The organism is Bradyrhizobium sp. USDA 4504, from assembly GCF_054063995.1.
This window is the reverse complement of sequence record NZ_JBSSGV010000001.1, coordinates 168,785-184,491: the sequence shown is the minus strand read 5'-3', so window position 1 is coordinate 184,491 and position 15,707 is coordinate 168,785. Positions and strand designations below refer to the sequence as shown.

Annotated in this window: 7 protein-coding genes and 1 pseudogene; 4 read left to right on the top strand and 4 right to left on the bottom strand. The window is 56.0% G+C overall.

Going from position 1 to position 15,707, the window contains the following annotated elements:
• Window positions 1–6 precede the first annotated feature (6 nt).
• On the bottom strand, window positions 7–3,201 hold the full coding sequence (locus ACVMB1_RS00760; RefSeq protein WP_456847945.1) for a hypothetical protein: 3,195 nt from the start codon (window positions 3,199–3,201) through the stop codon (window positions 7–9).
• 1,293 nt (window positions 3,202–4,494) lie between these two features.
• Window positions 4,495–4,665, bottom strand: a pseudogene (locus tag ACVMB1_RS00755) (IS3 family transposase); the annotation flags it as partial.
• A gap of 18 nt (window positions 4,666–4,683) precedes the next feature.
• Between ACVMB1_RS00755 and ACVMB1_RS00750 the strand changes: the two are divergent.
• Complete coding sequence (locus tag ACVMB1_RS00750; RefSeq protein WP_456849951.1) at window positions 4,684–5,085, top strand: hypothetical protein; 402 nt, start codon at window positions 4,684–4,686, stop codon at window positions 5,083–5,085.
• 453 nt (window positions 5,086–5,538) lie between these two features.
• Here the strand turns inward: ACVMB1_RS00750 and ACVMB1_RS00745 are convergent, their stop codons facing one another.
• Together ACVMB1_RS00745 and ACVMB1_RS00740 are read right to left on the bottom strand one after the other, a co-directional pair.
• A complete protein-coding gene (locus ACVMB1_RS00745) occupies window positions 5,539–8,049 on the bottom strand; it encodes an MBL fold metallo-hydrolase (RefSeq protein WP_456847943.1) in 2,511 nt (836 codons plus the stop codon).
• 306 nt (window positions 8,050–8,355) lie between these two features.
• Entirely contained in the window at window positions 8,356–10,170 is a 1,815-nt protein-coding gene (locus ACVMB1_RS00740) for a hypothetical protein (RefSeq protein WP_456847941.1), read from the bottom strand.
• A gap of 934 nt (window positions 10,171–11,104) precedes the next feature.
• On the opposite strand from ACVMB1_RS00740, the gene ACVMB1_RS00735 reads away from it, so the two are divergent.
• The 3 genes from ACVMB1_RS00735 to ACVMB1_RS00725 all read left to right on the top strand — a co-directional run bounded on the left by ACVMB1_RS00735 (window position 11,105) and on the right by ACVMB1_RS00725 (window position 15,692).
• Window positions 11,105–12,259 carry a patatin-like phospholipase family protein gene (locus ACVMB1_RS00735; protein ID WP_456847939.1) on the top strand — a complete coding sequence of 385 codons (1,155 nt, stop codon included), beginning with the start codon at window positions 11,105–11,107 and terminating at the stop codon, window positions 12,257–12,259.
• A gap of 251 nt (window positions 12,260–12,510) precedes the next feature.
• A complete protein-coding gene (locus tag ACVMB1_RS00730; protein WP_456847937.1) occupies window positions 12,511–14,262 on the top strand; it encodes a peptidase M4 in 1,752 nt (583 codons plus the stop codon).
• 2 nt (window positions 14,263–14,264) lie between these two features.
• Window positions 14,265–15,692: an MBL fold metallo-hydrolase gene (locus tag ACVMB1_RS00725; RefSeq protein ID WP_456847935.1), complete on the top strand. Its 1,428-nt coding sequence runs from the start codon at window positions 14,265–14,267 to the stop codon at window positions 15,690–15,692.
• Window positions 15,693–15,707: the final 15 nt, after the last annotated feature.

The window sequence follows — 15,707 nt, the reverse complement described above, 5'->3', positions numbered from 1 at the left end:
GGGTGTTCACTCGCTGCCGTAGAGTTTGCTCTGCAATGCTTTGAGTTGCGTCGGATGTAACGCCTCTTCAATGCAGCCGAGAAACATCTGGCTTCTTGCATTGACACGCTCTCTTGCGGCCGGGCCGTGCTCCATGTCCGTTTGCAACGCGCGCACGGCGATCCAGTCCATCGAACGATCCTTAAGAAGCTCGAGCAGCGTTCGGTTCTGATAGGGATGAAGCCGAAAGTGAGCGAAAGCCACCTTGGCTGAAATCTTCGCGTCACGCAGGGCGTCGGGAAGTGCCAGAAGATCAAGTCCCGCCAGCTCTTCGATCTGTTGCATTTGATTTTGCGCTTCCTGATATTGCTCGCGCCCGACCAGTTGATACATTCCTCGTGGACGAAACAGCCAACCGTCATCCGTTCCGACCTTGTTTCCGAATGGGTTGCCCTCATAACCAAGAACGAAGTTGGCCAAATCCTTGGGATGATTAAGCAATGCGTCCATGCCGACGGACGCTTTGTTCGCGGCCGCGAGGTCCGCGTTGTTCTTGACTATTCGCTTCTGCCATTTGGCCGGCAGCTGCGAGACCGCGCTATAAGAGAAGTCTTCGCTGCTGCGGGTAAAATCGGCGCTGTCGTAGGAGATTGCGCCCAGGATATAGGCCAAGATCCGCGGATCGGTCTCCTCGATACGGTCCCATTCCTCGAGCAAGGCTTTGACTTGCTCGGCCTGGAAATAAGCCATATAGCTCTTTCGATATGGCGGCACAGGTGCAGGAGGCGGCGAATGGTCCTCGATCGACTGCGCCAGCTGTTGCTCGTACGTAGCGACTTTATCCTGGTATTTCTGATAGCCACGCTCCTGCAACCACTTCGTCTCATAACAGGCAAGTAGCGGCTGCGGCCTGATCTTTGGAGCGGGCCTGTATTCCCTGCTCAATTCATCGGCGTAAGCAGCCTGGGCAAGCTTGGCATCCCTCAGCGTTTCAAAGGCGGACGCCACAGATCCGTTCAAGAGATGGAACAACTTTACTTGCAGGCAATCAGCATTGCTCTGCTTGTTGCGGGATTGATCGAAATCGTCCTTCGGCACACAATCCCAGAAGCGGCCACTGCTCAGCGAGATGATATCTTCGGTTCTCTGAGATAGCGTCCAGCCAAGCGGCAGGTTGTAAAACCTGCCTGTTATGTCGATCCGTCCGAACGTTGGAAAGCGCTGCACGCTGGAAGTGAGGTCGTTCTCCGGGCGACGATCGATATTGGTCGCATGATTGAGCGCGACATAGGTTCGAGAGCTTCGCGTGCTCAAGAGCGCCCGCACCGGCTCCATGAGCTCACCGAACATGAAGGAGCCGTGGTCTCCGAATTGACCGCTCACCAGCGACAGCAGATAGATCCTAAACTTCGGCGCATCGGACGTGCCCCTGATACTGTTGAGCCGCTCAATCAGATCGAGCGCCGTCTCTATTCCGGAATTCTCGACATATCCGCCGTCCACCAGGCGCGCCTGCGAATTGGCGGTCATGCAATCATTCTTCAAAGAGACCGTCGCGGCCGGCGTCACCCACGGAAACCGCGCGCTCGTAAAGGCCGCAGCGCTAAGCGGAATTCGCAACGAGTGGCTTTTGACGGTTTGATCGGCTCCGCTGCCTGTGCGATCAACGCTCGAGAGAATACAAAGGTCCTTGTCTTTCGCGTGTAGCGGGTCGATATCGAAGGGCGAGATAACAACGCGTTTGCCGCTCCCGGCATCTGTCGTGTTCAACAACAGCGCCGGCATATTGTTGGAAGCTGTCCAATGTGACTGAAAGTCGGCTTTTAGCAGATTGGATTGATCACCGGCGCCCTTCTGGGCCTTGAGCATTCTGTCTGCAGCATTCTCCAGCGTGTATTCCAGAAAACGCGCGCGATCGAAACTGGGAATAGCGACTGGAGAAAACAGCTGGGTGAAATCGGTAAACAGAAAGCCGGCGACCAAGGGCGAAAGAAAATCCGTCTCCAAGACGCTTGCAACGCGCTGTTCGACCGGCCCAGAGGCATCGATATCCTCGGCCCGGCCGACGCCGGCCAGGAAGTCCGCGATCTTCGGGCATGTCTTTGCGTCGGGAGCGATCGTATCAAGTGGCGCATTGTCGGTATGAAGCGCAGCCGCGAAAACTGCCGAACCGACGCTCCCCCCGGAAACCCCGCTTATCGCAAACAGATGCTGCCGAAATGCCGGACAGAGATCCTGCATCCTGGCCAAAAAGCGCGCCGCATTGTTAGCTGCGTAGATACCGCCGCCCTGGGCGGCCACAATGAATACGGGATATTCTCCGAGCCTCTTGGCCTCGGCAACACGCGGTTTTTGCAGAAGCCACTCACGAAATGCTTCAACTGCAGCAAAGCGCTTTTCTTCCGGTTGGGTAGTTGATTCCTTCGAGGCGCGCAGGCCGTGACCATCGCCTCCGAGCAAGGAGGCAACCAGGAATAAACCTCCAAACACAACTGGTATGAATGGGAAACTGAACCTGATCGTCAGCAGCGCAAAGTGAGTGGTGAGAGCGACCACGCACATCGTAAAGAGCGCGATCACGCCGAACGATCCGACGAATTGCGCAAGCCGGTCCGGGAGCACAACGAACCCGGTCGTCAACAGGGCGATGACGACGATCGTGAGCGCGAGAAATCTGTATCGTGTGAAATAAGCAATGTTCGCCCGACTCGCGAGCGCAGTCGAACGACCTTTCGATCCCAACCGCCAAGCAAAGACGACAAACGAGGCGAGCAGGATCAACATCGCGAACGCGAGGATAACAAGCATGTTCCGCTCGAAGGCGAGCGCCTGGTCCTGAATGCGGAAGATGCTTCCGACTTCCTCGACCTCGACCTTTTCAGCCGGCCGTGAGGCGAGTTGACCTGCCATCGCGGCGGCTATCGGCAGCGCTCCGAGCACAACGGGAGCAGCTTTTATATAGAAGGCTAGGCGACCCGTGGCCGGGGGGATGTGAGGCAGGGTTGCCGCGGTAAGCTGAAAAGCGGCTGCCCAAATCGTTAGCGCAATCACCCCAAGGGCGACAAATTCCTTGAGCGTAATCAACCCGATGTCGTCAGCTGCTATCCGGTAGAGCTCCTGAATCTGATCTGGCAGGTACAGCAAAATTGAAATGACCACCGAGAGAACGGCAATCCACCGGAGGTTGCGCAACAATGTAAACAGCTGCTCGCGCACAGTCATCGCGTCAATTTCCTACTGTCTATCGGAGATCGTCCTGAGCGAGTGAAGTAGCCCAGGATTTTACGAACTCGCTCGTCGAAGGCATTGCGCCGCAGATTGCGAGAGGCTTGCCGTCAAGCCGACGAGCAACACCTATCGAGCACCGCGCTAGAAATTGAGAACTTAACCTACAGTAGTGGCGCGATTTATCGAATATTCTGTTGAACGGTCAAGAGATTTTCGTTGCAGACAGCCAAGAACACGACATCGATGTTTCCCGCTTCAATCTGTCGACTCGGCGCATTTTTTCTTCGCTCGTTCGCGCAGAACGCAAAAATCCACACCATCGACCACTCCCCCTCCAAGTTGTTGTCGACCGACATTGGTGCGTTATTGATCAGACGAGACGCATATGAGTGCGTCGCGCAGCCTCTGGCCATAAGATGTCTTCCTCGAACGCTCATGGCGATTGACGATTCGCTCGAGATCAGCAGCTTCTTGAATCTGTCCTTCGAGGTGCGATAAGTGAAACCCGTCGCGCGGCGCGCCGGCCGGACGTGCTCAATCGCGATCCGAGCGTCAATGACGGGGAACGGGTAGCGGCGGGACCATGCACTGGTCTCGATCGATCAGTTCCCGATACTTGCGATTTGTGTCGGTTGCATGAATGCATATGAGTGAGGACCTGGCGCTGGTCGCGATCACCTCGCTCTTGATAAAAAAGTAACCTGACCTCTGCGCTCACGCGCGCTTGACCATTGCTCCGAAGAAGGTGCGGACTCCGCAATGCGACGCGCTCACCGGCAGTATCATTCGAAGTCAGAAAAGCAGCCAGATATCGGACGCGGAAGTCCTGTCATCCACCTGCGTGGGGTGTCGCTTCGCTCCAAAGAGCAAGGCTAGCTAGCTGTCTCGTCCAGCGTTGCGGAGCAATCAGTCATGCTGACCTCTTTTTCCCCAATTCCGGAGCTCTGAAACAGCTATGCGCTGAAACCGAATGGTTCATCGGCGGCAAGCAAGACCGGAGCCTCAGCTACATGAACGGCGAGGCTCTTTGCAGCGCAATGCGCAGGCTCTTGACGATCCCACGCACTTAAACATGACGACCGCGCACCGGGCTTGGCACTTTCGCCGGCCCAATCGATGGCTTGCAGCGGCATCCGCGATCGCCACGCCGACGGCACCGTCCCTCTAATTTGGCTATAATGACAGCATTTCCGGCGACGCAATTTGCGCCGGCACCCCTCTCGACGTACAGAACACAAGTCTCGACGTACACAACACAAGGTGCGAGCCGCGAGCGAGGAAAGTGCTGTCGATGATCGTGAGCTCGCGAGCCTTGTACCTGTCGCCAACTGCTCATGGACGAAGTCGATCGCAGTTCGACCGTATGGCCGGCCTTCGATCATCGGGCAGCTTGGCCCTGAACCGACGCTTCGGAGTCTTGTTCTGAAATCGCTGGCCCGATTCACGGTAGACGCACCGTCAATTTGCGGTCGAGGGTTGGCCAAAGCTACCGACGATTTGGCCAATGCAGCCGACGGCGCTAATTATCGCACCGATTCTGATGAGGCTCTTGCGGCTCCGCAACGAAACCTGCCGAGCATTGATCTGTTCGATCAACTTTCCGATTTGCCCTCCGTCAAAGTGCAGACCGCTCTCGTCGTCCACGACCATAGAATCGGCCGCGCTCTTCTCAGCGACGACTTGGAGGTTATCGAGAATATCGGAATTGAGCGTCCGATAGACTTCAATCGCCAGGATCGCGAACCCGACGAATTCAATGGTTACACCGATCGCGGAAATCCAATTCCACATTTTCATTATATCTTCTTTGGTCCAACCCAAGAGCTCGAAAAGTATTGCATCGATCAGCTCGCATCTCGTTGGCACCCTTGCGCTTGAATTCTGGCGCGCGACGCATCAACTCGCTTGCCAACTGAGTCATCTCATACCTGCCCCTTACTTCCGCGCCCCGGGGCGCTGAACAGCTACCTTGGCGCCATGGGCGGATCGACCTGAAAAGGTATCATGCGCGTACTGGGGCAGCCTCATTGGTATCCATTTGAACAGCCCTGCCTTAGTCGCGCGGAGAGTCTCACGTCAGCTACTCCATCGAACCCATACTTCGCTAACTCAATGAACTCGTCCTTCTTGGGCTAAAGCCTTGACGAAATCCTCCTTGTGCTCGGCACAATCAGATGCATGCACGATGCGAGATCGTCGCAGCTGCGGATCACTGCTCAAAATTTCCACGAGCGCTCGCTCCTCCGCGGGTTCTTTTATCTAACTCCCGGGATAGCAACAGCCGTGGCGATGAATCACGCAGTTAATAGTCGCCGTCAGCACACTGCGCCGCTACCGAAATACCAAGTTCGATTTCCACTCGTCTGTCCACAAGGCATTCACGTCCTTGTCGAAAGCTGAATGGATGAACGTGACGATATCCTTATAGCGTCGGCTGGTATGTGAGACATGGCCCTTATTCGAAAAGACATATGTATGCGCCGCGACCGCTGAGAGGAAGCGGTTCAAGTCGGCGCGCGGAGTGGAGTGTTCTTTTGGAAACCACAGATGGTGTGGCCATTTCAGATATCCTGCAGACAGCGATCCCGGCGGCAGGGAGAGAAGCATTGTCCTCATAGTACTTGCGCTTATGTCGTCGGTCAAAAGCCAACTGGTCCCCCTATTGACGAGTTTGACCACGATCCCAGCATCGTTCGGCTCCTTGCTGTCCGACACATGATGCAGGGTGATTGTCGTATCGTTGCCGGGATAAAGCGTGAAGGTCTCAACTCCATCTCTTTCGACTACATTCTCTAGATTAATCCAAGGCGTTACGCCGTCGCGAACGAAGTGGCCGATTGAATCTGTCGATTTGTCGTTGTATCCCGCGCTCTTCAAGCGTTTTTGTAGATTGGCAATAACCCCATCGTCTGCCAAGTCTTGCATGGATTTGCCGACGATAATCTCATCAATGCGGAACCCAGCATCAATGAGAGCGTCAAGCCCACCGATATGGTCCTGATGCGAATGGGTGATGATCAATTTAATCTGCGGCTTCTCATTCCTGTAGTTCCGAACGAGAAACTTCCTCAATTGCTGGACGATGTCGCGGCTTCGTCCGGTATCGACTATGACGATGGATCCATCCTCCAGCTTAATCACGCCTGCATCACCATTTCCGTCCAGCTCGAGTATCGAGACGTCCGTGGAGCGCTCCCCTGCCCCCGCTCGCTGCACGATCTCAACATCGGGCTTTTTGCCAGGCTTCCCTGTCGGCATTCGGACAGAACTTGCAGCGAGCCGCAATCTCGCGTTAACGAGATTTTGAGCCTCGGCGCCGGCCGCGCTGAGCAACTCATCCAAAGCGCCATCACTTCCGTCTGTGATGAATACGGCCGGACCGAAGCTTGACACGAAGCGTCCTCCGAATTCCTCTCGCGGTATCTTCTTTGTATTTAGCTTTCCATGATCATCGAACCACTGGAAACAAATATGCGTATCGTTGCTCGACACCTTCACCTTGCGCGATTTACCAAATTCGTCAGCGTAGAGATGCAGTTGACGAGCCAAAGCCTGCAGCGGAGCAATCGATAAGGCTGCAGCTTGTTCGTTACGAACGAATAGCCTGCCGCCCAAAAGGCCTGCGGCTACATCCTCCCGATCCAATTCAGCCGCGCATTGCAAGTCCTGCAGAAGATCGTATTCAACCTGGCCGCTTGCCACATCAAGCGGATTAAATCGCTGGTAAGCTGCGATCCGAAGCGCCTTTGCGAAAGACTGACCGCCCTGGGTCCGGGTGGCGTAAAACGACCGCAAAATGCTCGGCCCCGAGGCAAGACCGACCTCGCTCTCAGCAGAAATTATTCGAGAAGGTTGAAGCGCCCGAGCGCGATCCAGAGCCATCAGTCTGTTGACGTTTGCAAGCATCGAAAGAGTTTCGGGCTGATCGATGTCATCCGGCAAAGCGATTTCCGTGCCGATATCAGACAACACTCGCGAAAGCTGCTCTCCCTCGGAAGCTGGAACATTGCCGCCCTTTGCAAACGTTATCCAGTCGCCACGATCGCGCGCCTTCAACGCGCGGCCTCTGGGCGCAAAATCCGCTGCCATCAGGCGGTCAACTGCGGCCCGAACTACAAGCAAATTCACTTTGGCGCCCGCCACGTCTGCACCGGACGATTGGCTTCCGAAGAAGCGCCACTCCAGCCCCTGCCTCACGTTCTCAATTCTATCGAGAGTCTCGTATGGATCTGGTGCCGATGCAACGATCGCCCTCATTACATCAAAGGCGCTGGAGACCCTCAGAACTCCCTCATTGCCCCTCCACTCCTGTGAGGCCTTGGCAACATCGTTGGCGTCGGTCCCTGCAATCGCCAAGCCCTGGACGTGGACCGCGTAGTCGTAGCGACCATCAAGCGGGGTGATCGCAATTCTAATTGGAGATCCCTCTTTGCCCTCATCGTCTTGCCCCGAGACAAAGACCCAGGGCGTTGGTCCTGAAATGGCGTCGGCAAATGGCTTCTCTGCGACAAGCCGGCCCTTTTCGTACCGCTGAATTCGGACGTCACCACTGAACGCTGTAATCGGGTGACCACTGTTCGGTGCCGATCGCCCCTTGTCGATGCAATAGGCGGGCATGCTGAAGGTGGAACGTCCGTCGGTATTGGCCGTGCGGTTCAGCCCCAGGTGCCCCGACGGGAGGTCCCCGCCTCCGCCACCCCCAATCCAGTAGCTGCCGACCGGCAACCTCATTCGTTGCGGCAGGTCGTTGGCGGATGCTGACGTGGCTAAGATCGGCGACGCTACAAGGATGGACAGAAATACCGCAAGTGACCCGAAACGGGCCGTGATCCGACCGAACATATGGATTTCCTGAAATCGAGATAAAATGACAAATGGCTTAGAGTTTATGCTAGGTTGTGAGGCACGCAATAACTACTCTTGAAATGAATGCAATTGAGGGTACGCAGTTGCCCTCATCCGATACTGGATTGCCATGGCCCGCGGCTGTCTAACCAGTCAGTGTGGCAGCGGCACTCTCCCCTGTTCTTCTCTACAACGCGACAGCCGACCAAGGCTTCTGAACGCCCCAATTTAGAACGAGCCGGCCGGGTTAAGCCGAAGTGCAGCTTGACCATCTCATCATGTCGCTGAGGGAATGCGTGCTCTCTAATCCTGACAAACGACATAGCCGTGCGCATTCATTTCCGTGCAAGCCGAGAAAAACGACATCAGAAGCCAGTAGAGCTGAACGAAATATGGGTCCGCCGCGTGACCTGCCTTAACGCGCGCAAGAGCGGCTTCGACCGCACCTCGGCTGAGCGATGAGGTCACGATAAAGACCCGGCGGATTGCATCGGGAGCGGTTCGCGCACGTGCAAACTCCGTGGCGAGCTGACCTACGCTTCCGCGGAGGGTCCGCGGGATCTTGGTCGTTGCCCCGCCGTTGCTATAATTCTTTTCCCACCGGCGGATTTTTGCTCCCATCGCATCTGCCGGCAGGCTCATGCGCTGCAAATTCTTGATAGCTTGGCTGACCGAAATATGAAACGGACCGGCGCCCAGCGAAGGCGGCCCGTGCTTAGCATGATAAAAGGTGATGCGAGGTGGACTGCTCGAATTATTCAGCCCGATGAAGTCCGCCCATTCGTCGCCCAAATCGTCGCATACAAGAACTTCGTCTCCATCAGCGACACTTTTTTCGATAACTCCGAACGTTGAATCGGAATCAAACGTCGCATGTGCAGCCGTAAACTTTCCCTTCTCGTCGACAACGCCGCCGAGGAGGGTGTTCGCGCGCAAGTAACGTAGCAAAGCCACGCCACCGTCGCCGAACCCCTCATCCCTGAACAGAGTGCCGTCTATATACGCCAGCGAGGGCGAGTCGAACAATACGATGAAATAATCCTCCCGTTCAATGTAACGTCGAAGCGAGATTCGATCTGGATCTTCGCCCAGCGGACGATCCGAATCTTCAATCTCAACATCGGCGCCAAGAGGAAGGCGTAGGTCGCGCAGCGCAATCCGACTCTGATTGATCGCTATGGCACCGACCTTGCTGCTGGTAGCGCTATCGACCAGATCCAGCAGCTTACCTTGGCCGTCGACCTTTAGCACGCAGTCCAACTCCGATAACACCTGGTCGATTTCCGACTTTGAGAGAACGACATAGTTCTCGTTGCTCTTACGCACCAACCTAATATCACGTCGCTCGTGGACGGCGCCTGTCAGGCTAGCTAGGTCAACCGCAAACGCAGTCGGACTGACGCTTCCTTGGATGCTCGACAAGTCAATCGCACGGGCGAATGTACCGATGAATCTGGCTGGGGCTCCCTGAGCGTCGACCAGCTGATCAATTACGGAGGTCGCATAATCGATTAAGTCCTGGTGGCCGACACGATCGGATCGTTGACCAATCCGGCCCGTGCGAGGGGTTGTCGAATAGTGGCCGGCGTTCGATCGGACTGTGTAACCTTGTGGCACGTAACGGCTCGCCCCGGCCGGTCCCACGACGTTACTTAGATCGCTAGCCTCAAATGTCTTGGTTCGCATCACGTCTTTTGAGATCGACATGTTGCGGAGCCGGATCTTTTCGAACACGGCGTCATTACGCGCGACGGCGATGTCGACCCGCTCGGACGGCACCCGCGCGAAGTATCGCGTTGAGAATTCGGCTGGGAGATCAAGCTTTGACTTGAATATGGCGACGTGGCCTCGGTGCTCGACCAGCAGGAGGAACCCACAAATCCGCTCCCGAATGCCGGCCTCCTCGGACATGAACGCCGATGGGCGTTCGTAAAAAAAGGAAATCGCTGACCAATAGGTCGCCCCCGCCAAAATGCGGCGATGGTGGAAAACATTCTGGGAGGCGGATGGCTGCCCCGCGCGAATCCGCCGGAAAAGATCATCAACCGCGGCGTTGCTCAGCGCTCGCTTCAGACTGTGAAAATTGGCTGTCTTTGCCACGCGAAGTGCATTGATCATCTAATCCCCAGAACTATCAAATGAATTTTCTCAGTCTACTTAGCGCGGCAGATCACACGCATATCCAGCCCGGCGGGCAACACGAAGGGCCTCGAACATTTCGTTCGATCCTGATGGCAATGCTTGCCTTGATATCGCTCGCTTCAAACCGCAGCCGTGCCGACGCAAGGAGCCCAAGGCGCGGAAGGCGGTATCTGCGATGAGAACCTCGAGAAGCGGCCGGCCAATCTGGCCAAAGGCGAGCTTCGTCTCGAATAAGACAGAGCCAAACAAGCGACGTCCTAAAAGGTCCCGCTCTACCGTTCTTCCCGGAATTGTCTTCAGCGCGAACCGCTCACTTCCTCGCATTCGCCAAGCTCTACGATCCACGAAGACAATCGTCTTCCTCTGCGCAATTTGACGCACATGCCTTGAAACGCAAACGCACGCTGAGCTGCTAAGGCACTGACGCCCCCGTGAGCCTGCCGATGCGCTCTGTTCAGCCAGTCCAGTCGATTACCACAAACCCGGCCCCCCTCCACGCTTTGCAGGTCCTACCGAAAGTAGCCGAAGGCGGACGCAGCTTATCTGCATTTTTTCACACGTATTGATTGGAATCCTCGAGCAGCTCATGCAATACTATCGTTGTGGTTGAATCTTACGCAGCGACGCTGCATAAGCGGTTTCATACGCCGACATAATTGATCGAGTCATATTTCAACAGCGCCGGGGCCACGGATATTTTGGCCGCGCTTGAGCCTTTGCGTCACACGTTTTCAGTGAACCATTCAGATGTCACGTCCATTCCTCAGTCTTTCTGGCTTGTTCAGTCAATCACTCCCCGTGCAAGGCTCCCCACGGCTTAGATCTGCTGAACGAGATCAAACCAGCGGTTGGACGTGACCGCTCGATTTGCGATTTGACCTTGTGAGAACGCCAGCAGCTGGGACCTCAAATGGAAGAAGAACTTATTGATCCGCATAAGCAATCTATAGCCATCGAAGATGGGGTCGCCCTGTCGCTTTCAGGCGGCGGATATCGTGCCATGGTCTTCCATGTTGGAGCCCTTTATCGGCTCAACGAGATCGGCCTGTTGGGAAAGTTGAAGAGGATATCTAGTGTCTCGGGCGGGTCCATCACTGCAGGTGTGCTGGGCCTGCTCTGGGAGGAACTTCAGTTTAGCAACGGAAAAACAGCAAAGTTCGGTCTGCTCGTTGACCGAATTCGCGCAATGGCAGACACCACAGTCGACGCCGGCGCTGTCATCGGTGGGATTTTCTCTTCACTTTCGATCAGCGAAAAGGTCGCCCAGTCGTATGACGACGTACTATTCAAGGGTGCAAGGCTAAGGGACCTTCCCGATGATTCGCAAAACAAGGCTCCCCGCTTTGTGATCAATGCGACCAACGTCCAAAGCTCGGCACTCTGGCGCTTTTCAAGGCCGTACATGGGCGATTATCTCGTCGGCCTGGTCAAGGATCCAGACGTATCGCTTTGCACTGCGGTTGCAGCATCATCCGCCTTTCCGCCCATCCTCTCCCCCATGGTCCTGCCTATCGGCCAAAAGGTAGAAGCGCCGCCCGGTGGTCAGCTCAACCGTCCTCCGTTCACGACGCAGGCCGTACTCAGCGATGGCGGGGTCTATGACAATCTCGGCTTGGAAACGACCAAACGCTTCAAGACGCTGCTGGTGAGTGATGCCGGCCAAAAGATTGCGCCCGAAGAGGATCCGCATCACGATTGGGTACGCCACTCCATGCGTATCCTCGACACGATCGATAACCAGGTCCGCAGTCTTCGCAAGCGATACCTGATCGACGCTTACAAGCGCGGTGACCACACCGGCGCGTTCTGGGGAATTCGCACCTCATTTTCAGATTACCATCTCGCGACCGACCCACTGAAATGTACGACCAGAAAGCCCGCTTCTTTGGCTGCAGTCGCCACCCGTTTGGAACGGTTGCCCCTGAAACTTCAAAATCAGCTAATGAATTGGGGCTACGCGATCTGCGACGCCGCACTGCGCAAGCATATCGCTCCCGGATTGCAGACAACACTTGACATAAAGATTGCTGATCCCACGGGCTTTCCGTTTCCCGACGAATACTGAGGAGCAAGCGAAATAGCGGCAACGCGCACCCAGCGCAATGCCGCTCTTGGTCTCGCGCATTGTGAGGCGACATGATGAGGCGTCCAACTATCGTTTGCGAGGAAGTTCGCGATCAGGGCGACAATGGGAACCAATCGCAGGTTTCGGCACCTCCTGACATCTATACGTCATCGGAGATACCGACACCGAGCGAACGCCCGCTAAGCGTTTACGCATTTGATCCCAGCGCAGGTCGCCTTGTTGGAAACTACATGACTGCATCAGTACGTTATGAAGCGGTTCAACCAGGTCCCATCGGCGAACGATTTGCCGTGATTGACTACGACGGAGCGAACAAGACATTTTATCAACCCGTAGACCTAAACGATCCGAGACTCTTGATCCGCGGGGGTCTGTCGCCATGCGAGTCGGACCCTCGCTTTCACCAGCAGATGGTTTATGCTGTGGCGAGCGAAACACTGCAGCGGTTCGAGTTCGCGCTGGGACGTCGTATCCATTGGCGCGGCTTCAAACGCTCGGCTGATGCCGCTCCAGTTCCCCATGGCGCGTCTCGTTGCCTCAATCTGTTTCCTCACGCCATGTGCCAGGCGAATGCGTTTTATAGTCCCGAAGCGCACGGAATCCTGTTCGGGTATTTCAGAGCCAGTCGTACCAATCCGGGAAGCAATCTGCCGGGTCAGACCGTCTTCACTTGCTTATCACACGACATTATCGCTCACGAGACGACGCATGCGATCGTCGACGGTATAAGAAGTTTCTTTACCGAGCCCACCAACATCGACGTTCCGGCATTTCACGAGGCGTTTGCGGACCTTGCCGCTTTGTTCTCGCATTTCTCACACAAGGAGTTCCTGCTTGACACCTTGGAAAAAACCGGCGGCCGATTGTTCGACTCGCACCTCAAACCAGAGCTGGCAATTTCGGCCGGATCGACTGGAGCGGACATTCAGGCGCAGATTGGAAAAGCCAATCCCCTCGTCGCCCTCGCGACCCAGTTTGGAGAGGCAGTCGGTTTGCGCGGCGCGCTCCGCAGCGCGCTCGGCACACCGCCCAATTCAAACGACATTAACGTCAAGACGGAACCTCACGATCGCGGGGCGATCCTGGTCGCTGCGGTGTTCGATGCGTACTTCACCATCTATATCCGCAGAACAGCGGATCTGTTTCGGATTCATCGCGCTGGTGGCGGCAATCTCGACCATGACGATCTGCCCGCGCCGCTCGCCGAACGCCTGGCAGCGGAAGCAAGTCATACGGCAGAGCAGTTTTTCGTCATTTGTGCACGAGCGCTTGACTACTGCCCGCCGGTCGACATCACCTTTGGAGATTTTTTGCGCGCCGTCCTGACTGCGGACCTCGATCTGCATCCAAACGATCCGGACGGTGTTCGCGACGCGCTGATGCAGGCATTCCGCCTGCGCGGAATCATTGCAGACGGAGCGGCTTCATTCTCTGAAGAATCCCTGTTCTGGCCGAAAGTCCGGCGAGATGCGCTCCCGACCGTCGACGGACTTCAATTCGGCGATCCGAACGGATTGACCAAGTCCGAGAAGGACAATAACGGGGACGTTCTGCGCGCCTATGCGCAGAAGTACGGTGACCTGCTCGGGTTTGATAAGAATCTCGGCAAAATCCAGGCACTTTCGTTTCATCCCATGTTTCACATGGGCGAAGACGGTCGGCTGTTTGTGGATATGGTGGCTGAATTGGTCCAAACCGCGCGAACGCCGTTCGGTGATGCTGGCTCAGGTACTTTTCCAATGCGGAACGGCGTGACGCTGCTGATCTCTCAGGACCCGCCGCAAGCGGACAAGAGGCCGCCGCCGAGAATACGGTTTGTGATTGCAAAGCTTCACAGCGCTGAGCGCGAGGATCGCGTGCGGACATACTATGCCTCGAGCGGCCGCGCGATCAGCCTCAAGATTGAAAGTGGCGAGGTCGGCGAAGCAGGAGACGACGCACGCTTCCAGCTTGATTTCGGCTTACTGCACGCCGGAGCTTAATCATGGCACCCAAGAAAACATCCGCCCCCAAAGTTCGGAACAAGACGGCAAAGGCACCTGCCAGGAAGGGCGGCAAGGCCGCGAAGATGCCTCCGCGCGGGAAGGACACGAGCTCGCCTTCGACCGATCCTTCTTCAAACGAGAGCGCCCGAGGGCTACGGGTACGAATGTTTCGCGTTGGTTTTGGCGATTTCTTTCTCTTGACTGTGCCGGTGGCCGGCGGGGCGAGCGAGCATGTTCTGATAGACTGCGGCGTTCACGCGCAGGACCTCGGGAGCATCCGGGATGCGGTGCAGCAGATGGCTAACGATTGTGGCTCCAAGCTCGCGCTCGTCATCATGACGCATCGACATGCCGACCACATATCGGGCTTTGCGACCTGCAGCGACATTTTTAGCGGCTTCACGGTCGAGCGTGTTTGGATGCCTTGGTTCGAGGATCCAAAGAACGACACCGCGATGGCTTTTCAGGCGAGCCTCACTTCGATCGCGGATAATCTTTCGGCGAGATTCGCCGCGCGAGGCGGCAGCGATTCGTCAATGCTCAAGGATATGGTCGACAATATCACCGGAGGGATGGCAGCCGCCGGCGGCGGGTCAAAAAATCAAAAGGCCTTGGACGTCCTTCACAGGGGCTTCAAGAACGAGGCGGACCATGATTACTACAAGGCCGGCGACCAGCCTATCTTGCCCAAGAGTCTCACTGATGCCGGTCTATCCGCCCAGATCCTCGGTCCGCCGATTGATCCCAAGCTCATCTCGCAAATGACCAAGGTGAATCAGCAGTATTTGTCTGACGAGATCGAGACAGATGACGAAGTGGTGCGACCGTTTCCCAAGGCATTTTGCACCGACAAGAACGGCTATCCCAGTGACGCTTTCAGGATTTATGACGATCAAACGATAATCCGCTTGATCGATGCCGCGCAGCCCGACGTCTTAGCGGCTCGCGCCAAGTCCGCGGATAATACCTTGAATAACCAAAGCCTCGTTGTCTTGTTCAGCTTTCGAGGAAGGCATTTGCTGTTTGCCGGTGACGCCCAATGGGGCAACTGGGAAAACTTTCTGTACGGCGGGGCATATGGAACCCCGGGCCATACCGAGCTGACCAAAAACGCCAAGTCGATCCTGGGGAAGATCGACTTCTACAAAGTAGGTCATCATGGCAGTGCAAATGCGACGCCCAAGGATGCAGTGGCAGCTATGAGGCTCGGCTGCGTTGGGATGTGCTCTACGCAGATCCACGCATATAACCAGGTTCCTCGAGGGCCCTTGCTGGACGCTCTGCGCGGGCGAATGGAAGGTCAACTGGCAAGGAGCGATCAAGTAGCGACGCAAAAGACCAAGGCTGAGAAGACGGCTGGCGAGCTCCCGGATCAGTTCAAAATCCCGGCCACGGGCGAATTATTTATTGATTACGAGTTCAACTAGCGAGCCGACATCCCC

Bases quoted from the DNA above. Each gene is read 5' to 3' on its own strand.
- ACVMB1_RS00760 (WP_456847945.1), bottom strand. From the start codon at position 3,201: ATGACTGTGCGCGAGCAGCTGTTTACATTGTTGCGCAACCTCCGGTGG.
- ACVMB1_RS00745 (WP_456847943.1), bottom strand. From the start codon at position 8,049: ATGTTCGGTCGGATCACGGCCCGTTTCGGGTCACTTGCGGTATTTCTG.
- ACVMB1_RS00740 (WP_456847941.1), bottom strand. From the start codon at position 10,170: ATGATCAATGCACTTCGCGTGGCAAAGACAGCCAATTTTCACAGTCTG.
- ACVMB1_RS00735 (WP_456847939.1), top strand. From the start codon at position 11,105: ATGGAAGAAGAACTTATTGATCCGCATAAGCAATCTATAGCCATCGAA.
- ACVMB1_RS00730 (WP_456847937.1), top strand. From the start codon at position 12,511: ATGACTGCATCAGTACGTTATGAAGCGGTTCAACCAGGTCCCATCGGC.
- ACVMB1_RS00725 (WP_456847935.1), top strand. From the start codon at position 14,265: ATGGCACCCAAGAAAACATCCGCCCCCAAAGTTCGGAACAAGACGGCA.